Raw genomic sequence first — 22,226 nt, 5'->3', positions numbered from 1 at the left:
CAAAAAAGCACAAACGGTTGTCACTTGAGGAGCGTGTCATTATCCAGACACTTTTGGAAGAGAAAAAGACCAAATCCTTTATAGCAAAAAAGCTCGGTCGTTCACGTTCCACCATCACCAGGGAGGTCAACAAATGGGTGTCCGACCCTAACGATAAATATGATGCTTCTCTTGCCCATTGGCTGGCCAAGGACGACTACCTGAACAAGCGTAATTTAGATAAAATAGGGACACATTCCCTACTGCGGTTCTATGTCTATAAATCACTTTTGAAAAACTGGTCACCAGAGCAAATTTCAGGCAGAATCAAAATCGATTATCCCAACGACCCAGTGATGACCATATCCCACGAGGCCATTTACTCCCACATCTATTCCCATCCACAGGCCAGCCTTAACAAAAAGCTCATAAAGCTGCTGCCCTACCAAAAATCCAGGCGTAGAAAACCCAGACCCAGGCGTAAGAAAGGTTCCAAGATCAAAGACCAAATAAATATATCACAAAGACCCGAACATATTGAAAACAGACAGGAAATCGGACATTGGGAAGGTGACCTGGTCATAGGCAAGGGCCAAAAATCCGCCATTGGAACCATCGTGGAGCGAAAGTCCAGATATACCCTTATCATCGGCCTTGAAAACAGAAAGACCAAATCCGTGACCAGAGCCTTTGCCAAAGAACTGAACCGTTTTGACAGTCAACTGAAAAAGACAATGACCTACGACAACGGTACCGAAATGGCCGACCACAAATGGCTGTCGGAATCAACCAAAATGGACATCTATTTTGCCAATCCCTACGCGTCTTGGGAACGTGGCACCAACGAAAACACCAATGGGCTCATCAGACGTTTCCTGCCCAAGAAGACCGACTTTGGGAACATGAACGAAAAACAGCTCAAAACCATTGAACAAAAACTGAACAACAGGCCAAGAAAGGTGTTGGGGTACAGAACACCATTGGAGGTCATTGCCCAAAACACCACATAATTTTTTCTTTCCGAAAAGCCTTCAAAAAAACTAGGCTCTTTGGAAAGAAAAAATTAAATTGAACCATAATCAATTAGCAACGTTTGTTGCGTTAAGGCCTTGAATGCACCATGAAATGCACATTTGAATTAAACAGTCGAGGATTTATAAAACAGAGAGAAAGCTTTGATTTGGAATTCAAACAAGCGTTTCATTTTGGAGATTCCCTAGCTGAATATATGCGTTCAATAGTAGGAATGGCTAATAATAAGGGTGGTGAAATTATTTTTGGAATTAAGGACAAGCCACGTGAGTTAAAGGGACTTCAAAATGAAAAATTTGAAGAGTGTGACCCAAATAAAATAAATCAATTTGTAAGTCAATATTTCTCTCACGAAGTAATGTGGAATATGGAAACTCACGAAATCCACGGATTGAAATTTGGAAGGCTTTGGGTTGAGGAAGCACCACAAAAACCGATTGTATGTTCTAAAACTTACAAGAATATTTTAAGAGAAGCTGCAATTTATTATAGATATCGCGGAGAAACTAAAGAAATTTGCTATCCAGAACTTGCACAAATACTTTTAAATGAACGAGAAAAGGAAAAAAGATTATGGTTAAACCACGTTGAAAAAATTGGACAAGTTGGACCTCAAAACATACATTTAATCGACACCTTTAATGGTGAAATACATACAGGAAAAGGAAAAATTCTGTTGGATAAGTCTATTGCAGACAAATTAAAGTTTATAAAAGAAGGAGAATTTTCCGAAACCCAAGGAGCACCGACTTTAAAACTAGTTGGAGAAGTAACTGGAATTGTAGATACTTCAACTGCACCAAAATCTGACGTACTTTATCCTTATAGATTTGGCGATTTAAAAGACAAATTCAATATAAATAATTTCCAATTTCAAGCAGTGTTATGGAAATTAGAAGTAAAAGGAAATCCTAGGTATCACACAGAAATTTCAACGAGCAGAACAAGTTCAACGCATAAATATTCGAAAGAATTTTCAAGTAGATTAAAAGCAATAATTGAGAGATATCCAAATTGGGTAAAAGATACAACAGAAGAATATAAAAAAAACGGTAGGTAACACGGTGTATAAGTAATAGCGGTTTAAGTGATAAAACAAAAGCATAAACATTAAACAAAGGTCAGTGCAAAACCGAAAGGTTTGTGAGTAGAAACCCGCTACTACTCATACACTAGACCGTTGGCATTAATATGCAAAAACTATCTGCGAGTTCAATAACTTAACGCAACAAATCCAATTTTTAGATTTGTTGTATGAAGACAAAAAAGCACAAACGGTTGTCACTTGAGGAGCGTGTCATTATCCAGACACTTTTGGAAGAGAAAAAGACCAAATCCTTTATAGCAAAAAAGCTCAGTCGTTCACGTTCCACCATCACCAGGGAGGTCAACAAATGGGTGTCCGACCCTAACGATAAATATGATGCTTCTCTTGCCCATTGGCTGGCCAAGGACGACTACCTGAACAAGCGTAATTTAGATAAAATAGGGACACATTCCCTACTGCGGTTCTATGTCTATAAATCACTTTTGAAAAACTGGTCACCAGAGCAAATTTCAGGCAGAATCAAAATCGATTATCCCAACGACCCAGTGATGACCATATCCCACGAGGCCATTTACTCCCACATCTATTCCCATCCACAGGCCAGCCTTAACAAAAAGCTCATAAAGCTGCTGCCCTACCAAAAATCCAGGCGTAGAAAACCCAGACCCAGGCGTAAGAAAGGTTCCAAGATCAAAGACCAAATAAATATATCACAAAGACCCGAACATATTGAAAACAGACAGGAAATCGGACATTGGGAAGGTGACCTGGTCATAGGCAAGGGCCAAAAATCCGCCATTGGAACCATCGTGGAGCGAAAGTCCAGATATACCCTTATCATCGGCCTTGAAAACAGAAAGACCAAATCCGTGACCAGAGCCTTTGCCAAAGAACTGAACCGTTTTGACAGTCAACTGAAAAAGACAATGACCTACGACAACGGTACCGAAATGGCCGACCACAAATGGCTGTCGGAATCAACCAAAATGGACATCTATTTTGCCAATCCCTACGCGTCTTGGGAACGTGGCACCAACGAAAACACCAATGGGCTCATCAGACGTTTCCTGCCCAAGAAGACCGACTTTGGGAACATGAACGAAAAACAGCTCAAAACCATTGAACAAAAACTGAACAACAGGCCAAGAAAGGTGTTGGGGTACAGAACACCATTGGAGGTCATTGCCCAAAACACCACATAATTTTTTCTTTCCGAAAAGCCTTCAAAAAAACTAGGCTCTTTGGAAAGAAAAAATTAAATTGAACCATAATCAATTAGCAACGTTTGTTGCGTTAAGGCCTTGAATGCACCATCATACGAATTAGTCCTCGACCAAAAAAAGTCAAAATATGACGTAGGACTTTCTCAAAAATTTTATTGGACTGGTATCGCTGGAATTGGAATTCTTCTAATTGTCATTAAAATATTTGAAAGCTATGACATAAACATTGGGGATACCGAATTGTTCAATTATGTGATGATTGGACTTTTTATCTCTGTAGGAATTGGTTGGTTATATGGTCTATTTGCATACAACGGCGAAAATAGAATAATACGTGGATTTATAACATTTGATGAAAATGAAATCACAATAAATCACTCAAAAAAGTTTCAAGTTGCTGATATGACAAATATTGAATTTAATGTCTACGACTTTAAGGGTCGAGGAATAAATTTTCATTCAGATGGCGATGCCAATAGAAGTTATGGAGGAAATAATTTCATCTCATTTGATTATCAAGACAAAAGACATAAATTTCAATTTGTAGCGGACTCCAAAAAGCATAAAGATTTGCTAACTAAAGAGTTAATGGACAAAATACGGAGCAATGCGCGAAAAAAATACTAATGCCAACAAAGCCTAAACGTAATGCGGACTTTTGGGCAAAATCGAAAGGTCTGTGTATATTTATGAAGTCGCTAAATCTTATGGATTTAGCTTTGAAACAAAAAAGAAAAAGCAAAACAATAAGCTTTAGCTTCGTGCGTAGACGGAAACGAAAGGTTTCCTTGCCTCCGCACTACGCTTAGCCGAGTCGTTATCTTCTATAGCTCGAAAAAAAATTATTCAAATAGCTATTCCTGTAGCTTTCGAATCAATTCGTCAACCCGAACTATTCGCGGGTCAATTTCATTTTTCACTCTTTTTTTATTTAAAAAATATCCATAAATCCCTACTAGGATTGCAGCTACATTGTTAAAGACAATAAAATGTATTGGCACCTTTTCCCAAACAGCAATATTAGCCAATATCATTATGGGATAAACCGGTAAAATTCCCCAATATAAATAGGTTTTAAGAAACTTCTTTTGAACTTCAAGATATTGCCTGTTCTTTTTCAGATAATCAAGATAATTTTCTTCCAAATCACTTGGCTTAAATCTACGAACGCCTTTATACTTAATTATCAAATAAATAGCTAAAATTACTATTAATGCTATAGCTATTTTTAAAAGAACAAAAGGAACCTTGAATATTACAAAAACACCAACTAAAACCCCAAATATTGCCAATGCCACCTCGAAAAGCTCCATATACTTCCACCAACGGTGTAAACGACCTAAACTTGATTGTAATTCTATCATCAATTTAGATTTTTCAAACTTTACACGTTCCTGATTACTAGACGATTGCCAAATTTTAACTAGTTCATCTTCTATCATAATATTTTATTTATACAATTCAACAATTTCGACTTGATTCGCTTGATTTTTACAGCTACGTGGTTTTCAGATAATCCGAGAATAATTGAAATTTCCTTGTAAGCCATACCCTCCAAGTAAAGCGCAACAATCGCTTTATCCGCTTCGTTCAATTCTTTCAAACATTTTCTTAAACTATTAAGTTTTTCATTTTCCACTTCGCTTTTTTCGACTGAACCTATATTGGTAAGTTTGACACTATCTAATCTTATGAAACGATTTTGATTTTTGGTATGTTTAGATTTAAAACGAAGGCAAACATTTAAGGCAATTCTGAACATCCAAGTCCCAATATTTGAATTGGCTTTAAATGTGCTCATCGACCTCCAAATATGAACCAAAACCTCTTGAAAAAGGTCTTTGGCGTCTTCATCGTCTTTAGAATAAATCGAGCAGATTCTGAATAACTTTTCCTGATTTTGTTCTAGAGCTTTTAGAAATATGGTTTCCAGTTCTTTTTTCATTGTCAAAACTTCTCTCTACTATTTTAGTTACCCAAATACTTTAAATATGACACTTTATTGCTAAAAAATTTCAATTAAGCAGTCAAAGAACTTTTACCCGAACTGAATTAGCTAGTTTTCGTAGATGGATTTTTGAGCTAGTCCGTGTAGATGGACTTCACTCAAACGCAACTGTTACGCGGGACTTTACTCGGACGGAATAAAACGGGAACGGAATCGAAACGTGCTTACTCTTGCGTGTCGCTACAGAAGATAACAATGGCTATAGGCAATACGGGGCTTTAGTGCTTGCTGGAAGGTAGTTGTGTAAATCGAGCCCCGCAAAGCCCTGTTCTTAGTTTTTATGGTTAAATTTAAAAACGAAAACAGGGCTTTGCTATTTGCTAGGCGGAAAGGTGTTTGCTTGAAAATCCCCCGTACTGCCCATAGCCCAACCGTTGTGGTGCATTTAAGACCACCTTTTTACAAACGCAAATTTCCTTTTTATAATCCAAAAAATTGATTATTTTTGTATCTAAATGGATACACTTTAAATGATAAGAACCGAAAAGACATCCGAATTTGACAAGTGGATTAGTAAGCTGAAAGATTTAAGAGCGAAAGCAAAAATCCTCTTCCGAATTCAGAAACTCGAATCGGATGGACATTTTGGAGACTGTAAACCTGTTGGAGATGGAATAAGCGAAATGCGAATTAATTATGCCAAAGGTTACAGAGTATATTTCAAAGAAAAAGGAAACCAAATTGTTGTTCTTTTGATTGGTGGAGATAAATCGACCCAACAAAAGGACATCAAAAAAGCGAAAGAAATCTGGAATAGAATAAAAGACGAATAAAATGGCGACAACAAAATTTGACATAGCGGATTATTTGGACAGCGAAGAAATGATTGCCGAATACTTGAATACGGTTCTTGAAGACGGAGACAGTTCTGATTTGATTGTGGCAATCGGTCACATTGCAAAGGCAATCGGAATGACCAAAATAGCGGAACAAACTGGAATGAGCAGACCAAGCCTCTACAAAGCATTATCGGATGGTGCAAAACCACAGTTTGGAACCATAATGAAAGTGCTGAAAGCAATTGGCGGACAGATAAACGTAAGACCAATATCAGCGTAGAAAAAACGACACCACAACAATGGCTATAAACAATTGCTATTACAGGCTTATACTGAAAATTCCTTCGCAATTTTCAGCTTGTCGTGTATTTGCAAAAGTCAGAGCTAACCCACGCAACTGTTCATAGCCTAACCGTTAGCCATAATTTAAGAAATGACGACAGAATATAAAACTGAAATAGTAAAAACTAAAGAATTCAATAAAATCTTTATGATTGTATTCGGAATTCTATATTTGATTTCGACATTCTATATCTTTCTTTATGACAAAGAAAATCTAAACGTTTATTTTAAATATTTAGCACTTGCAATTTACACATCAGGAATTTATTTTCTGTTTGGTCAATCTTTTATCAAACCGAAAAAAATCGGAAATATTAAAATTTCAACAGAAAAAATTGAATTTGACATAAATGGTTTGAATAACAGTATTCCGCTGAATGAACTCGAAAATGTATATCTTAAATATATGGATTACGGAAGTTGGACAACTCACTCTGTATTTGGAAACAAAAACTATTTGAAATTAACAGAAAAATCTGGAAAAAAATATGATTTTGAAATTCTAATAAGAAACAGAAATTCTAAAAATGACTTAAAAAGAATTTTAAATAGTGAAGAATATTATGAGAAGTTTGATTTTATGAAAGGTGGAAATTCTAGAACTGAATTTTAAAAAACTATGGCTAACACCGTGTATAATTAATTGCTTTGGCAAGTGCTTATTTGGAAAATTCCTTCGGAATTTTCTCGCGTTCGTTTTTGTTTACTAAATTAGTTGCATAAACACGCAACTAACCATACACAAAACCGTTAGGCATTATTAAAAAAATGGGTAGAAGAAAGAAATATAAATCAATTGAAGATTACAAACAGGAGACTCAAAAAATCCAAGACTTGATTGGTGGTCTAATAACTATAGTTAAAGTCTTTGAAAAACTACCTGAATTCCCACAATTAAAGTCAAAAGCTAAGGAGTTCGAAAAAATAATGGATGATAACCCTCAATTAAAATTTGATAAAGAAAAAATTGATAATATTTATGAATTAGGATTTATTAGACTATTTGCTTCATTTGAAGCTTTTATGTATGAATATTTGAAAGAACTATATATCAAATATCCTGATAGTCTTCCAACTGATAGAAAAATTCAAGTTTCCGATATATTAGATTGGAAAACTAAAAAAAGCGTGAATGACTTTATTGTTGACCATATTGCAATTGAAAATTCTTATGATTTAAAAACTTGGGAAAGAACATTAAAAGGTTCTTTTGGAATTGAAGTTTTTGAAAATAAAGAAAAGGAACAACTTTTTAACTCACTAAATCTTTGTCGAAATATGATTGCTCACTCTGGCGGAAAAACGAATTCAAAAATTGTTAGGGATTTTAAAAAGATATTTAAAGATTCTGATGAACCAAAAGGAAAATTTGAGATTGAAAAATGGGATATTTTCGATAAAAAATTATTTAACAGCTTAATTGGAATAACTGGAGAAATTATCAACCGATTAGAAAAAAACAATGCCTAACACCGTGTATAATTCATTGCTAGTTATAGCCTACTTACGAAAGTCCTCGCGGACTTTCTATCTGTGATTTATTTGCTAAATTTAGCGCTTGAACACGCAACGAAATCATACACAAAACCGTTGTACGCAAGCTAAAATCACGTCTTTGAAATATGCACCAAGAACTTTTTAACTATATACTAAAGTACAGTAATCAAAAACTATCAAACGAGCAGAAAACTCTAATTGAGGAAATTTGGTATCCAAAAAAATTAAAGAAAAAACAATTTTTGCTACAGGAAGGCGAAATTTGTCGATTTGCGTCTTTTATAAACAAAGGTGCAATTAGACAATATATAGTTGATGATAGTGGAAAAGAAAACATTGTTCAATTAGCAATCGAAAATTGGTGGATAACCGATAGAGAAAGTTTATTTAATCAGATACCCTCAAAATATTACATTGATGCTTGGGAGCAAACAGAAGTACTTTTGCTGAAATATAAAAATTTAGAGAAGTTTCAAACCATTCCAGCGGTTAAAGAAATGTTTTGGAAAATGAATCAAAACAATCACATAGCTTCTCAAAATAGACTAATTGACTCTGTAAATCATTCTGCAAAAGAAAACTACACCAAATTGTTAAAAACCAATCCCGATTTTATTCAAAGATTTCCGCAACACATTATCGCTTCATATTTAGGAATTACAAAAGAAACCCTTAGCAGAGTCAGACATCAATTGGTAAAATAATTGTGCTTTTCTTTTGTTGATTTACATCATCGTTTTCAAGTTTAAGCGCAACATACCTTTGTAAAACAAAACAAAAAAATGTTTAATCTAAATCTGATACGATGAAAAAATTTAAAATTGAAGACAGCGTAATGTTATTAATCGACCACCAACAAGGAACATTGAATTTTGCCGCAAACCGCTCACACGATTTGATAATAAGTAGAGCAAGAGCCTTGGCAAAAATAGCGAAAGCATTACAAATTCCAGTTGTACTTACAACAAGTCAAGAGGATAAAGCCCAAGGGCCTTTAATCAACGATTTAAAAGAAATTTTACCCGAAGAATACGAGAGCAGAATAAAACGTACCGGAGTAACTAATGCTTGGGACGACAAGCAATACAAACAAGCTGTTTTAAAAGCCTCAAACGGTAAGAAAAATATAATTATGGCAGGATTAACAAACGATGTTTGTATTGTTTGGCCATCAATTTCTATGCAAGAAGATGGTTACGATGTTCAAGTTGTTATTGATGCAGGCGGTTCGCCAACAGAAATTGCCGATGACGTTGCAAGAAAAACTTGGGAAAGCAATGGAGTTAGAACAACATCAATGAATCAACTAGTTTCAGAACTTATTTTTAGTTGGGAAACGCCAGAAGGGCAAAAAGTTATGCCAATTCTATTTGAAGAAATATTCTCTCAACTACTAAAATAAAACTCTAAATTTCTAAGTGGAGAACTCTTTTTTTCTTACAACTAAATTATACCATATGTTACAAAAGATAAATAAGCAAAGTGACCTAAATAGAAGGCCTATTCAAATTTTACATCCAGGTCTAAGCTATTCAGATGCCGATACAGGCATCGGAAGCATAGGAAGAATAGATTATGCCAATATTTCAGGCAATCACACCATTGCAATGCATCCGCATATCAACGATGAAATTCTTTCTTATTTCAGGTTAGGGAAAGTTGAACATAGAGACTCAGAAGGAAATGTTGAGTTAATGGATAAAAACAGAATGATGCTAATGAAAGCAGGAAAATATTTTGAACACGAAGAACGAATGATTGATGAAGGCGAATCGTTGGAAGGCTTACAAATATTTATTCGTCCGCGCAGAAAAGATTTAAAGGCAATCGTTAGTTTTATCGATTTGGATGAAGTTCATAGCACTGACGAATGGCGTTTATTGGCTTCGCCAGGTGAAAAATCGCCATTTCAATTCAGTAGCCAAACGTGGATTTACGACGTAAAACTCTCAAAAAAAAATAAAATTTCAATGCCAAAACTTGAAAAAAGCGATTTGACAAAACTATTATACGTTTTTCAAGGGACTGCTGAAGTCAATAACAATATTTCGTTAAGCAAAAAAGACAGCTTGATTGCAAAAAATGAAAGTTTAGAAATAAAAGCAATTGAAACTACGGAATTAGTTTTGTTTGTTACTGATGAAGATGCAGAAATTTACAAAGACGGAATGTTTAGCGGAAATAAAAAGCCTGCGTACAACAACGTATATAGCTCATAGCTAGTTAGTTGGTTAATCGAAGTTAAGGTATATTAGCAAGTCCGCCAAATTTTTTAATTTGGCTTATTGAAAAAAAAAGATAATAAGAAAATTAAAAAATTCGGCTCGTGCTTAACCGAAAAATAATCGCTAATTTGCACGCTACGAGCCATATACAAAACCGTTAACGGTGATAAGCACCAAATAAAACAGAGCTTCTTCGCGGCCTTCCCTTTTTTGCTTTTTACGTGTTAGTTGGACAAGCGGTGCGCAAGGGGCACGTTTATCAGAAAAGCAAAAAATCCACGGTTCTTGTTTGTTGGGCCGGTCAGGTTCGCTTGGTTCGGGCTTGGACGGTAGGGCAGCTTTCGGGGCCTTCCCTTTTGCCGCCCGTACGGAATCGGTGCGGAATCCGTTCGCAGGTCGACCTGTGGGCCGTCACTCCCTATCTTGGCAGTTTTAAGGGCGTTGATCGTGGGGTCCGTCCGCCATGGCCTGTCGCCGTGTGGAAAATGCGGCAAAAACCACGGGAGACAAATCTGTGGCACGTCCGTTGGGCAATGGGCAGGGCGTGCTTACCACCGCTAACAAAACCTAAATGTAATGCGGGCAACGGTGCTCTTTCCAAAGGTTTGCGTATTTTTAGTTGGTGGCAAAAGCGTTGTGCTTTTGTCCTGAGAAAAAAATAAGACAAAAAACAAGGCTTTTGCTACGGGACCTTGCGCCATGGGAACCGCTTGCCCCACACCGCACTACCTTTAGCTCTGGCGTTACCACACATTTGAAAAAATACGCCGACATAATATTAATAAATCTAGTTTCAATGGTAATTGGAATCGGATTATTCTATTTAACTAAAGAAAAAGTTGAAGTGCTAGGTGCTGTTATCGCAACTGGAATTTCATTATCACTCGGAATTAGACAATCTAAAACTGAAAATGATAAACTCTTTAAAGAACTATTTACGGAATTCAACGATAAATATGACAAAACATTTAATAACGTCTTGCAAGAAATTGTTGAGAAATCGGAAAAAGACAAAGACTATCAAATATCATCAGAATATGAAAAGTTAATTATTGACTATTTAAATTTTTGTGCAGAAGAATATTTATGGAAAACTATGGGAAGAATACCCAATGAAGTTTGGAATTCTTGGGAAAATGGAATGGTATATTATTTAAACAATAGATTAATTAAAGAGGTAGTTTCAAAACAAAAGGGACAAAAGGATTCTTATTATGGACTATTTGAAAAAATTAAAAATCGTTTAGAAATATGAATACACAAATTGGAGTTGGTTTATTAGTTGGAGCAGTTACTGGCACATCAATTTACATTTGGAATTCAGACAATTTTACTAAACCTCAAAAGATAATCTTACTCTTTTGTATTGTATTCCCACCAGCACAATGGATTTTAGCAATTATTTTATTTTTCTACAATTCTTCTGTTAAACCTTCATTAAATGTCAATTTAAATTCATCATCAAAAGAAAGTACACCTAAAACAAAAAAACAAGGATTATCAACAACGGAACAAAAACAGAGTGTTGAAATTCTTAAGGAAAAAGGATTGCTAAATGAATCTGAATATCAAGAGAAAATAGACATTATAGAAAAGCAGATTAAAATAGACAAAATCTACAAATCAAAAGAATATCTCAATTTAAAAAGTCTATTTGAAAGTGGACTCTTTACGAAAGACGAATTTGAAAATAAGGTTGAGTTACTAAAAACAAAAGCCAGTGAAAACAATAGTTTCATTCAATCAGATTTTGTACGTGAAAAATTAATTGGAATTTGGAAAGATAATGTTGGCACAATTGAATTTTGGGACGACAACACTTTTGTTTTTAATGATAAAAATAAAGACATAACTAATGGTAGCTGGTCTGTTGACAATAGTGATATAATTGAAATTCGATTCAATTCAAGATTGGAAAAGTTTTATATTTTGGAATTATCAGAAAAAACGCTTTCCTATGAACATAATAATTCACGTTTTACATTAAAAAAAGAAAATTTAATATAAAAACGTGTGGTAACAACGTGTATAGCTCATTGCTATTCAGTTGCTTAAACCGAATTTAAGGCATTTTTGGAAAGTCGCCAAATTTTTAAATTTGACGATTTCCAAGAAAAAAGATAATAAGAAAATTAAAAAATTCGGCTCGTGCTTAACCGAAAAATAATCGCTAATTTGCACGCTACGAGCCATACACAAGACCGTTGTACTTAATATGAAAAAACAATATGCGAGTTCAATAACTTAACGCAACAAATCCAATTTTTAGATTTGTTGTATGAAGACAAAAAAGCACAAACGGTTGTCACTTGAGGAGCGTGTCATTATCCAGACACTTTTGGAAGAGAAAAAGACCAAATCCTTTATAGCAAAAAAGCTCGGTCGTTCACGTTCCACCATCACCAGGGAGGTCAACAAATGGGTGTCCGACCCTAACGATAAATATGATGCTTCTCTTGCCCATTGGCTGGCCAAGGACGACTACCTGAACAAGCGTAATTTAGATAAAATAGGGACACATTCCCTACTGCGGTTCTATGTCTATAAATCACTTTTGAAAAACTGGTCACCAGAGCAAATTTCAGGCAGAATCAAAATCGATTATCCCAACGACCCAGTGATGACCATATCCCACGAGGCCATTTACTCCCACATCTATTCCCATCCACAGGCCAGCCTTAACAAAAAGCTCATAAAGCTGCTGCCCTACCAAAAATCCAGGCGTAGAAAACCCAGACCCAGGCGTAAGAAAGGTTCCAAGATCAAAGACCAAATAAATATATCACAAAGACCCGAACATATTGAAAACAGACAGGAAATCGGACATTGGGAAGGTGACCTGGTCATAGGCAAGGGCCAAAAATCCGCCATTGGAACCATCGTGGAGCGAAAGTCCAGATATACCCTTATCATCGGCCTTGAAAACAGAAAGACCAAATCCGTGACCAGAGCCTTTGCCAAAGAACTGAACCGTTTTGACAGTCAACTGAAAAAGACAATGACCTACGACAACGGTACCGAAATGGCCGACCACAAATGGCTGTCGGAATCAACCAAAATGGACATCTATTTTGCCAATCCCTACGCGTCTTGGGAACGTGGCACCAACGAAAACACCAATGGGCTCATCAGACGTTTCCTGCCCAAGAAGACCGACTTTGGGAACATGAACGAAAAACAGCTCAAAACCATTGAACAAAAACTGAACAACAGGCCAAGAAAGGTGTTGGGGTACAGAACACCATTGGAGGTCATTGCCCAAAACACCACATAATTTTTTCTTTCCGAAAAGCCTTCAAAAAAACTAGGCTCTTTGGAAAGAAAAAATTAAATTGAACCATAATCAATTAGCAACGTTTGTTGCGTTAAGGCCTTGAATGCACCACTTTCCTGAAATAGGTTGACTAAAAATTAAACTTTCAATTATAGTCGCTTATGAAAACACAAAAAGAACCCTGGCGAAAAAAAAGCTACCGGAAAGTAACCTTGGAGACCAAACTTTTGGTCGTCGACCAAATCCTGAACGGACAACTATCCACTAACTTTGCATCTAAAAAGTATGACGTTCCAAGGACCACCATTACCTATTGGCTAAGAAAATACGGTACCTTGGCGCAACAAAACACAGGTATGGGCAAAAACGAAGAAATCAAAAAGCTAAAGGAACGTATCGAGGAGCTGGAGTTCGTGAAAGACTTCCAGCAAGATATCATTGCGGATATGGAACTTATTACAGGCGTCGATATGGCAAAAAAGTCGTTGCCCAAAACATTGGCAAAAGAGATAGAACTAAAAAAGAAAGACCGTTTAAAAGAAAATGGTTCTATGAGTGTTTTGGGATCAGTAAACAAGCCTTCCATAAAAGATGTAAAGTCCAAGAAACCAAAGAAATAAACCACCAAAAACTTACAGTCATGGTAAAGGATTATCGCAAAAAAGTAGGCTCTGAAACTGGTGGAATCAAACTTTACCACAATCTCAAAACAGAGATGACAAATCAAGACATAAACATCGGCAGGGATAAATTCTATGACTTTTTAAGGTCGAACGGTCTGCTGATCAAAAAAAGGAAAAACTACGTTACCACAACTAATTCCAATCACCTTTTCAGAAAATACAAGAACATTGTAAAAGACCAGGTCCCTACTCGACCGGAACAGCTTTGGGTAAGCGACATTACCTATATTAAAACTGAAAACGGACATAACTATCTGGCCTTGGTAACGGACGCCTATTCCAAGCAGGTCATGGGATATAAACTCGATAACCATATGAGAACATCGCTTTGTAGCGATGCGCTCGCAATGGCCGTTAAAAACAGGAAATACCCTAATGAAAAGCTTATCCATCATTCCGACAGGGGCTTTCAATACTGCAATCCCAAATATACCGACTTTGCTGAAAGCACGCATCGTCCTGAAATAGGTTGACTAAAATTTTAATCAATTTTAGTAATCTATGGAAGAATCAAAAAAACAATCCTGCCGAAAAAAATCCTATCAAAAAGTAGGCTTCGAACTCAGACTTTTCGTCATTGACCAAATTTATAATGGACAGATATCCATTAACCACGCCTCAAAGAAATATGGAATATCTAGAAGCTCCATTCAGTATTGGATGAAAAAATACGGTACCTTGGAACAAATCAATACCGGCATCAACAAGGACAAGCAAATCAAAAAGCTAAAAGAGAAGATTGAAGAACTGGAGTTCGTAAAGGAATTTCAACAAGACATCATCGCCGATATGGAACTCATCACAGGAGTCGATATGTCAAAAAAGTCATTGCCCAAAACATTAGCAGACGAGATTCAAAAAAAGAAGCAAGACGGTTTAAAAGAAAATGGCTAGCACTATGTTTTGGGATAAGCAAACAAGCTTTTTACAAGCGAATCAAATCTCAAGAAATACAACACCAAAACGAAAGGACAATCATTGAATTGGTCAAAAAGCGTCGTAACCTGGTCGGACAGCGAACTGGCGGCAGAAAACTATATGACCATTTGAAAAATGACCTTGAAAAACACAACATCAAAAATAGGTAGGGATAGGTTCTTTAGCGTTCTCAGAGCCCATAGAATGCTCGTTGGAAAGACAAAGCAGTACCATATCACAACAAACTCAAAACATCAGTTTCACAAATACAAAAACCTTGTAAAGGATAAAGTCCCGACAAGACCCGAACAACTTTGGGTAAGCGATATAACATACATCAAAACACAAAACGGACACAACTATTTAGCAATTATAACAGATGCCTATTCTAAGAGAATATTGGGATATAAACTCGACGACAACATGAGAACGGAACTCTGCTTAGATGCGCTTAAAATGGCCCTGAAAAACAGAAAGTATCCCAACCAAAAGCTCATACATCATTCAGACAGAGGTATACAATACTGTAACCCAATGTACACCAAATTCGCTGAGGATAATGGAATGACCCTTAGCATGACAGAGCAATACGACCCTTATGAAAATGCAGTCGCTGAACGTGTCAACAAAACACTTAAATATGAATATGGACTAAAACAAACAATCAAAAACACCATACTTGCACAAAAAATGACAAAAAAAGCTATCTTCATTTACAACAATTTAAGAACCCATTGGAGCCTAAATCTCAAAACCCCGATACAAGCACACTTGAATAAAAATTGCGACTACAAATCGTACCGAAAAAACAAAAAACAACTGGAATTTTTAACCATTTAAAACCAAAAAAAATGGTCAACCTATTTCAGGACAAGACACCAATGAAATTCCCTCTACTCTACTTCATGCTTTTGACATTTGGGACTTGTCTTGGACAAAGCTCTCAAATGGACTTGAAAACATACTTTTCGGAATCGGAGATTATGGACTTGAATCTGATTACGGACTTTTTCCAATCTGAGTTTTGTGGAAATACGGACAGGACAAAATTTGGGAGTTGCATAACTAGTTCTTTACCCAAACTTAATGACTGGGAATATAAATATCTCCGGAAAAAAATCAGTTGGAAAAAACAGAAAAAATTATACTCCAAAATCTCGGATTCTACGTTCAACAAAATCTGGGCGATTTGCAATTCAACATTTTTAGTTAGTAAACCAAAATATGAACATAAAATGATTTGCTTCAGCCAAAATCCAGTTATACTTAGCTTCGTAAAGGCTTTAGGTAAATCAAATAGATTCTTAGGAAACTATGCAGAAAAACTAGAAATAGTCGGGGGCTTCAATAACATCAATGATATTTCTATAAGCTTAGTTGACCATTCCGAAGAATGGAATTTAAAAGATAGAAATATTCAAATATTTTTAGCTATTCAATATTTGACCCAAAACGACATGCTAAAAAGAGATAGAAAAGTTGGGCGGTTGGAAAAACGTTATACTCGGGAATTGAGCAAGAAATCGAAAAAGACTGTGCCTAACAATGGCTAAACGTAATGCGGACTTTAGGGCGAAACCGAAAGGTCTGTGTATATTTATAATGTCGCTAAATCTTATGGATTTAGCTTTGGACAAAAAAAAATAAAACTAAACAATAAGCTTTAGCTTCGTGCGCAGACGGAAACGAAAAGTTTCCTTGCCCCCGCACTACGCTTAGCCGAACCGTTAGGCAACATTTGCACAAAACAAACTTTTTACTTACTTTTGACGTTAGTAACGTAAAGCAAAGGTATGATTATTTCATTTGGCTCGAAAGAAACCGAAATGATTTGGAACGGAATTCGAGTTAAAAAAATGCCGATTGAAATTCAGAACGTTGGACGTCGGAAATTGAGAATGTTAAACAACTCGCAAGATATTATGGACTTGAGAGTTCCGCCTTCAAACCGACTTGAAACACTGACTGGAAATCTAAAGGATTTTTACAGTATTCGAATTAACAAACAATGGCGAATCATTTTCAAATGGAACAACGGAAACGCAAGCGAAGTGGAAATAATCGACTATCATTAAAAAGGAAAAAATGGAAAAGTTGGCAAATGTACATCCTGGCGAAGTCTTGAACTTGGAATTTCTTGAACCACTTGAAATCTCGGCTTACCGACTTTCAAAGGACTTGAAAATACCGCAAACAAGAATTTCGGAAATAATAAAAGGGAGACGCAGAATAACTGCGGACACAGCATTAAGGTTAAGCAAGTATTTCGGAAATTCGGCCAAATTCTGGCTCGGACTTCAAGATGATTACGATATCGAAGAAGAACGTGATGAAAAACAGGCGGAATTGGACGAAATAAAACAATACGGAAATAAAAACGTTGCCTAACAAAGAACTGAGTTAAAAACCAAGTCTTTTTAAGTTAATCTAGATACATAATTTTCATCATACGGTAGTCCTGATTTTGCTATTGCAAATGCTTGTTTTAAAAGCTTGTTCGATACAGCAATCAAAGCTAGTTTCTTACTCTTCCACTTTGCTGTTATCCTTTCATAAATTTCTCTGCACCCCTTGTTATGCTTACAGGCCGAAAAGGCACATAAAAACAATAGATTCCGTAGCTTTCTATTGCCTACTTTGCTGATTCTACTCTTACCCCGAACACTGCTTCCTGAACGTCTTATCGTTGGAGTGGTTCTGTAGGCTTCCCCTTATTAGGACACCTCTAAATTCGATAAATAATTATTATTGACCTCCTCCCATATTTAGGTACCGGTCATAACTAGAGAATCCGGGCTGTTTTCATTAATTCCGATGAACTCGTTGGGGGACATGTCCCCCAACGAGCTGTGCGGTCTAAAGCCATTATAGTCCTCCCTCCAAATATCGAACTTTTCCTGTGCATCTTCCAAGGAAAAGAACCAATTGGCGTTCAAACATTCGTCCCTGAACGAACCGTTGAAGCTCTCGATAAATGGATTGTCCGTTGGTTTTCCTGGTCTTGAGAAGTCCAGCTCCACCTCGTTCTCGTAAGCCCACTTGTCCAATATTTTACTTATGAACTCGCTCCCGTTATCCACTTTGATACGTTTTGGCACTACTTGGTTCCCAAGGGTAATGGTTTCCATGACCTGAACTACGTCACTCCCCTTAAGCGACTTCCCTGCATGGATGGCAAGACACTTGCGACTAAAGTTATCCACTACAGTTAAGGCCCTGAAGCGTTTTCCGTTATAGAGCTGGTCGCACACGAAATCCATGCTCCAGCACTCGTTCAAACTAGAGGCGTTCCCCTCGATAGGTTGTCTATGGGAAGCGGAACGGTTCCGTTTGGGGCGCTTACTTCTCAGGTTCAGCCCTTCTCGCAATAGACCCTGTACATGCGCTTATGGTTGTCCATAAAGCCTTCCCTTCTCAAAAGGATATGGATGCGCCAGAACCCGTAACGCACCCTTACAGCGGCAATCTCGTTCATGCGCATGCGCAACAGTTCATCGCTTCGCCCCTTGGCCCTGTAATAAAAAACACTCTTGTGCAACAATATAAGCTTGCAGCAACGCTGGATGGAGATATTGTACTCCATCCTGATATTATCGACCATCCCGCGTTTTCGGGACGGTCTCAGAACTTTTTTTTCAGCACGTCCTGCAAAATCTGTTTGTCAAGGCTCAAATCGGCCACTAGTTTTTTTAATTGTGAATTCTCTTCCTCAAGGTTCTTTAGCCTTCGTAGTTCCGAGACCCCAAGCCCGCCGTATTTCTTCTTCCAATTATAGAACGTGGCCTCACTGATGCCCATCTTACGGCACACCTCTTGGATACGGGTGCCCGTTTCAACTTGTTTGATCGCAAATACAATCTGAGACTCCGAATACTTTGATCGTTTCATAAGCAAATACTTGTTTAAAGTTAAACATTTATTCGCCCGGAATTCTCTAACTTAAAACCGTCCGGTTTAATGGGAGGAGGTCATTTTGATTGGCTTACCTTTTGTCGGGAAAAGAAACCTACTAATCGGTTGGGAGAATTATAGCGGCAACCGAATCTTCCTACAAATTCCAATACTTTCCACTCCTACATGGAACTATTTGAACGGTTTACCGATTTCCGGGTTAAAATTGGATGTAATCGTAGAGCTTAACATTTCTTTACCACATTCAATTGCCCAGATTTTACCAGCTTTTGAAGACGATTAAAATCAAAATTTTAAAAAGTAAACTTTAACTAAACACAAATCATTATGGTTAAAAACTACCTTACCCGTACCCTATTAGGTACGCTTTTGATGCTGTTGTGCTGTAGCGTTTTGTTGGCCTCTGCCAATGATGGGCTTACATCTAACGACCCTTCATTACATGTACGGTCATTGCTTTTGAATGACCTTGGAAACAACACCTTGGAAGAGGATGGTTGTTATGTGGAACTACCACAATTAAGCCTGGACGGAACCTGCGTTTCTGCCAGCGGTGCTCCGGACAGCTTCGGGGATGCCGTAGAATATATGTGGCTTGAGTACCGCAATGGAGAATTTATACCCCAAACGGACTGGGCCACAGACGCCCCGCTCAATTTCTGCCCGGATACGCCCGGATACTACAGAATGTGCGCACGTACCGTGGGATGTTCCGAAATTTATGAAAGTCCTGATGTCTACGTACCCAATGTAGATTGTGGTTCATTGGATGGTATCTATATTTACGACCAAGATACCGACCAAAGGGCATTTGGACCAATTACCAATGGCCAGGATATTGATATTGACCTGTTACCTAGCAACTATTATATCGTGGCAGAGACACAAGGGCATATCGGTAGTGTTCAGCTTACGGTCAACAGCCATCAAATTGTTGAGAATGTTGTGCTCTTTACTTTTCCTGGAGGTGCCGAAAATGGTAATAATTGGAACGCCGGTATTGGCCACCATGCTGTTTATGCGGCGGCTTTTAGAAATGACAACGCTGTAGGTCATGAATGTGACGATATTTATTTGGAATTTAACATTGTACCCTCCTGCGACATTACCGTAGATGCAGGCAATGACATATCCGTGTGTGACCAAGATTCAGTCACCTTGGCGGCATCAGTTGCAAATACGCAGGATTGCGAAGGAGGCTGTGTCTACCCAATTATTGAAAGTGACCGTTGCGGCGGTGGCAATCCAAGTGAAATCTGGATGTCCAACCCGGGACAAAACTTTTTTAATACTACATTATCTTCCAGTTTTGAGGTTTTGCCCAATGGCAACGCAGTTTATAACAGTCGAGTTTCCAATGGTTCGGACACCCTTGACGTTCATTTATTATTTAGTGGCAGAACAACTACCCCACCAGCGGGTAGCCCTAAATTAGGTTGTGACACCAATGACACCTCAGATTACGTATACTGGACAACTACCACCGGTACCATTGTCTCTGAGCACCACGGTACCTTCCAAGTTTCAAGAATGGGAGAAGCTTTTCAAATGGGCATTGGTGGTGACGTTACCAGAACGGGATTTGGCGCATCTGGATGGTTTCATGTCACAGGAGGCGATGGCTTTTACACCAATGGAGATGTAAATATTAAGTTGGATGAATGTGTATCTTCTGACGCCAATAATGCACCTTCTTATGTATGGACTACCACAAACGGCCACATCGTGGGCAGTGCAAATCAACAAGGAATTACGGTAGACCAATCAGGTACATATCAAGTAAGGGTGCAAGACTGCCAAGATTGTGAGGCCATTGACCAAGTAACCGTAAGCTTTACGGATGGTATCCATGTTGATGCGGGAGAAGATGTGGAAATCTGTAATGAAACCAGTACGGAACTAACTGCATCCATCACCAATGCAGAAGATTGTATTGGCGGTTGCGAATATCCTATAATCACAGAGGCAAAATGCTATGGCGGTGACAGTTTTGAAGAAATTTGGGTAGCCAATCCGCAACAGAATGGTTTTGCTACTACCCTACGTTCAAATTTTAAAATCTTAGCAGATGGTACTGCCATCTATACGGGGTTGGTATCCAATGGATTTGACACACTGGATGTAAACCTTGTATTCACGGGAAGGACAACCACAGCTCCACAGGACAGTCCAAAACTTGGATGTGATACCGATGATACGTCTGATTATATATACTGGACCCATACGGCCGGTACGGTGGTTTCCGAAAATCACGGAACCTTTACGGTAAGCAGGATGGGCGAAGCTTTTCAGCTTGGTATAGGAGGAGACGTTACCAGAACCGGTTTCGGTGCCTCAGGATGGTTTTCTCTTACCGGCGGGGATGGCTACTACCAAAGAGGTGATGTCAACATAAAACTTGGGGAATGTAACCCCATTACCACAGCAGCCAACGTAGCATACGAATGGACCACCAATGACGGCCATATTGTAGGTGATGCACAGCAACAAACAATAACCGTGGATGCGTCCGGAACCTACCAAATAAAAGTAAAGGATTGTAAAAATTGTGAGGCCATTGATGAAGTACAGGTCACTATTTCCAAACCAGAGGCGGGAACCATTACTGCTGATGTAAATCCAGTTTGTCTGGAGGATAATGGTGCGCTTATAGCGGCCACAGTAGATGGTAATCAGCATGTGCCCAATGGATACTCCCAAGCATACGTCCTAACTTCGGGAGATAATCTATTGATTCAAGATTTCAACACTGTACCGGAATTTACAGTGAATGAAGCTGGGAAGTATACGGTTCATACTTTTGTATATCCAACGGATTTTGACCCCTCAAGTGTGGTTACCGTTGGACAAACCACAGGTTTTGACGTAAATGCCCTATTGGTACAAGGTGGCGGTGAACTATGCGCCTCCTTGGATGTCAATGGTGCTATGGTTCATGTAGAAAGCAAAGTCAACATTGGGGATTTTGTTTGGGTAGACGAAAATCAAAATGGTATACAGGATGATGGAGCAACGGGAATCAATGGGGTAATCGCCACCTTATTTTCCGAAAATGGCACTGAAATTGCCACGACGGTTACCACGAACAATCCCATCACCAATGCACCCGGCTGGTACAACTTTGAGGCATGCCAAAATTCTGGTAGCTATTATGTAGTGTTTTCAAACCTTCCCTCGGGATTTGAAATTACTACTCAAAATAACGGGGACGACCTTATTGATTCTGACATCAACCAAAATGGAAGAACAAATAATTTTGACGTCTTTCAAGAAGACGTACTTTCCATTGATGCGGGTATATTCACT

General features: G+C 37.8%; 24 protein-coding genes and 2 pseudogenes. 22 read left to right on the top strand and 4 right to left on the bottom strand.

From position 1 onward, the window contains the following. From I595_RS16905 to I595_RS16890, 4 genes are all read left to right on the top strand, one after another. Positions 1–989 (top strand): IS30 family transposase (locus I595_RS16905; RefSeq protein WP_157449798.1); only part of this gene is annotated, 989 nt, incomplete at its 5' end. 110 nt (positions 990–1,099) lie between these two features. Beyond that, on the top strand, positions 1,100–2,071 hold the full coding sequence (locus tag I595_RS16900) for an AlbA family DNA-binding domain-containing protein (RefSeq protein WP_054560630.1): 972 nt from the start codon (positions 1,100–1,102) through the stop codon (positions 2,069–2,071). A gap of 194 nt (positions 2,072–2,265) precedes the next feature. Then, positions 2,266–3,261 carry an IS30 family transposase gene (locus tag I595_RS16895; protein ID WP_054560285.1) on the top strand — a complete coding sequence of 332 codons (996 nt, stop codon included), beginning with the start codon at positions 2,266–2,268 and terminating at the stop codon, positions 3,259–3,261. A 99-nt stretch (positions 3,262–3,360) separates the two neighbouring features. Further along, a complete protein-coding gene (locus I595_RS16890) occupies positions 3,361–3,909 on the top strand; it encodes a hypothetical protein (RefSeq protein ID WP_054560265.1) in 549 nt (182 codons plus the stop codon). Between the two features lie 227 nt (positions 3,910–4,136). Here the strand turns inward: I595_RS16890 and I595_RS16885 are convergent, their stop codons facing one another. Together I595_RS16885 and I595_RS16880 are read right to left on the bottom strand one after the other, a co-directional pair. After that, entirely contained in the window at positions 4,137–4,724 is a 588-nt protein-coding gene (locus I595_RS16885; RefSeq protein WP_054560629.1) for a hypothetical protein, read from the bottom strand. Further along, positions 4,721–5,227 carry an RNA polymerase sigma factor gene (locus tag I595_RS16880; protein ID WP_054560628.1) on the bottom strand — a complete coding sequence of 169 codons (507 nt, stop codon included), beginning with the start codon at positions 5,225–5,227 and terminating at the stop codon, positions 4,721–4,723. Before I595_RS16880 ends, I595_RS16885 begins: the two co-directional genes overlap by 4 nt. A gap of 533 nt (positions 5,228–5,760) precedes the next feature. Between I595_RS16880 and I595_RS16875 the strand changes: the two genes are divergently transcribed. The 17 genes from I595_RS16875 (at position 5,761) to I595_RS16795 (ending at position 17,396) form a co-directional block, all read left to right on the top strand. Then, positions 5,761–6,063, top strand: a complete 303-nt coding sequence (locus tag I595_RS16875) for a type II toxin-antitoxin system RelE/ParE family toxin (RefSeq protein WP_054560627.1) — start codon at positions 5,761–5,763, stop codon at positions 6,061–6,063. Between the two features lies 1 nt (position 6,064). Then, positions 6,065–6,349 (top strand): addiction module antidote protein, encoded by a 285-nt coding sequence (locus I595_RS16870; protein WP_054560626.1) that lies wholly within the window; start codon positions 6,065–6,067, stop codon positions 6,347–6,349. Positions 6,350–6,502: 153 nt separating this feature from the next. Continuing rightward, a complete protein-coding gene (locus I595_RS16865) occupies positions 6,503–7,024 on the top strand; it encodes a hypothetical protein (protein WP_054560256.1) in 522 nt (173 codons plus the stop codon). A 155-nt stretch (positions 7,025–7,179) separates the two neighbouring features. Further along, positions 7,180–7,881 carry a HEPN domain-containing protein gene (locus I595_RS16860; RefSeq protein WP_054560625.1) on the top strand — a complete coding sequence of 234 codons (702 nt, stop codon included), beginning with the start codon at positions 7,180–7,182 and terminating at the stop codon, positions 7,879–7,881. Between the two features lie 152 nt (positions 7,882–8,033). After that, entirely contained in the window at positions 8,034–8,612 is a 579-nt protein-coding gene (locus I595_RS16855; protein WP_054560624.1) for a Crp/Fnr family transcriptional regulator, read from the top strand. Between the two features lie 101 nt (positions 8,613–8,713). Beyond that, positions 8,714–9,310: an isochorismatase family protein gene (locus I595_RS16850; protein WP_054560623.1), complete on the top strand. Its 597-nt coding sequence runs from the start codon at positions 8,714–8,716 to the stop codon at positions 9,308–9,310. Between the two features lie 55 nt (positions 9,311–9,365). Beyond that, positions 9,366–10,127, top strand: a complete 762-nt coding sequence (locus tag I595_RS16845) for a pirin family protein (RefSeq protein ID WP_054560622.1) — start codon at positions 9,366–9,368, stop codon at positions 10,125–10,127. A 628-nt stretch (positions 10,128–10,755) separates the two neighbouring features. Continuing rightward, positions 10,756–11,388, top strand: coding sequence for a hypothetical protein (locus I595_RS16840; RefSeq protein WP_157449797.1), 633 nt, complete (start codon positions 10,756–10,758; stop codon positions 11,386–11,388). Continuing rightward, positions 11,385–12,140 (top strand): hypothetical protein, encoded by a 756-nt coding sequence (locus I595_RS16835; protein ID WP_054560620.1) that lies wholly within the window; start codon positions 11,385–11,387, stop codon positions 12,138–12,140. The genes I595_RS16840 and I595_RS16835 overlap by 4 nt, the downstream gene beginning before the upstream one ends. A 271-nt stretch (positions 12,141–12,411) precedes the next feature. Further along, the gene (locus I595_RS16830; protein WP_054557715.1) at positions 12,412–13,407 is read left to right on the top strand and encodes an IS30 family transposase; all 996 of its coding nucleotides are present in this window, start codon (positions 12,412–12,414) and stop codon (positions 13,405–13,407) included. A gap of 161 nt (positions 13,408–13,568) precedes the next feature. Next, positions 13,569–14,027, top strand: coding sequence for a helix-turn-helix domain-containing protein (locus I595_RS16825; RefSeq protein WP_054560619.1), 459 nt, complete (start codon positions 13,569–13,571; stop codon positions 14,025–14,027). A gap of 20 nt (positions 14,028–14,047) precedes the next feature. Then, positions 14,048–14,563, top strand: a complete 516-nt coding sequence (locus I595_RS16820; protein WP_083467656.1) for a DDE-type integrase/transposase/recombinase — start codon at positions 14,048–14,050, stop codon at positions 14,561–14,563. Between the two features lie 28 nt (positions 14,564–14,591). Further along, on the top strand, positions 14,592–14,984 hold the full coding sequence (locus tag I595_RS16815; protein ID WP_054560618.1) for a helix-turn-helix domain-containing protein: 393 nt from the start codon (positions 14,592–14,594) through the stop codon (positions 14,982–14,984). Between the two features lie 165 nt (positions 14,985–15,149). Further along, positions 15,150–15,848, top strand: coding sequence for an IS3 family transposase (locus tag I595_RS16810; RefSeq protein WP_172675974.1), 699 nt, complete (start codon positions 15,150–15,152; stop codon positions 15,846–15,848). 11 nt (positions 15,849–15,859) lie between these two features. Continuing rightward, complete coding sequence (locus tag I595_RS16805) at positions 15,860–16,561, top strand: hypothetical protein (RefSeq protein ID WP_054560617.1); 702 nt, start codon at positions 15,860–15,862, stop codon at positions 16,559–16,561. 240 nt (positions 16,562–16,801) lie between these two features. Beyond that, the gene (locus I595_RS16800) at positions 16,802–17,083 is read left to right on the top strand and encodes a type II toxin-antitoxin system RelE/ParE family toxin (RefSeq protein ID WP_054560616.1); all 282 of its coding nucleotides are present in this window, start codon (positions 16,802–16,804) and stop codon (positions 17,081–17,083) included. Positions 17,084–17,093: 10 nt separating this feature from the next. After that, positions 17,094–17,396, top strand: a complete 303-nt coding sequence (locus I595_RS16795) for a HigA family addiction module antitoxin (protein ID WP_054560615.1) — start codon at positions 17,094–17,096, stop codon at positions 17,394–17,396. A 29-nt stretch (positions 17,397–17,425) separates the two neighbouring features. Here the strand turns inward: I595_RS16795 and I595_RS17255 are convergent. Beyond that, positions 17,426–17,701 (bottom strand): annotated as a pseudogene (locus I595_RS17255) (transposase); the annotation flags it as partial. Between the two features lie 72 nt (positions 17,702–17,773). Then, positions 17,774–18,896, bottom strand: a pseudogene (locus I595_RS17475) (IS3 family transposase). A gap of 351 nt (positions 18,897–19,247) precedes the next feature. Between I595_RS17475 and I595_RS16780 the strand changes: the two are divergent. Continuing rightward, a partial coding sequence (locus tag I595_RS16780) for an SdrD B-like domain-containing protein (RefSeq protein WP_316934172.1) occupies positions 19,248–22,226 on the top strand: 2,979 nt, incomplete at its 3' end.

The organism is Croceitalea dokdonensis DOKDO 023, assembly GCF_001306415.1.
Lineage (GTDB): Bacteria > Bacteroidota > Bacteroidia > Flavobacteriales > Flavobacteriaceae > Croceitalea > Croceitalea dokdonensis.
Note: the sequence above shows the minus strand (reverse complement) of the source record. Positions and strands in the feature narration are given on the sequence as shown.